Origin of the sequence: Mesorhizobium sp. M1A.T.Ca.IN.004.03.1.1, assembly GCF_003997555.1 — a bacterium.
Taxonomy (GTDB): Bacteria; Pseudomonadota; Alphaproteobacteria; order Rhizobiales; family Rhizobiaceae; genus Mesorhizobium.
Genome location: NZ_RZTV01000734.1, coordinates 1 through 251 on the forward strand (window position 1 = coordinate 1; position 251 = coordinate 251).

A 251-nucleotide genomic window follows, 5' to 3' on the forward strand; every position below is an offset into this window, starting at 1 on the left:
CCACTCTCCGTCCTGCTCGGGCTTGCCCCGAGCATCCATGCGACATCCTCTAATACGCAGTGGCCACCTTCGGTGGAAGGCGGCCACTGACGCTATGGATAGGCCCTAAACGCTCAAGCGCGCGCCGGCAGCAGGGGATAGCCGACCATGACGGCGCGGCCGAGCAGGGCGGCGACGACGGCCTTGATCACATCGCCCGGAATGAAGGCCATCGAGCCGACGAAGGCTTTCGTGAAGCCGAGGCCTGCGAC

1 pseudogene is annotated in these 251 nt (G+C 65.7%); it reads right to left on the reverse strand.

The features are described from left to right. Positions 1–113: 113 nt before the first annotated feature. Positions 114–251 (reverse strand): annotated as a pseudogene (locus EOD29_RS33610) (BioY family transporter); the annotation flags it as partial.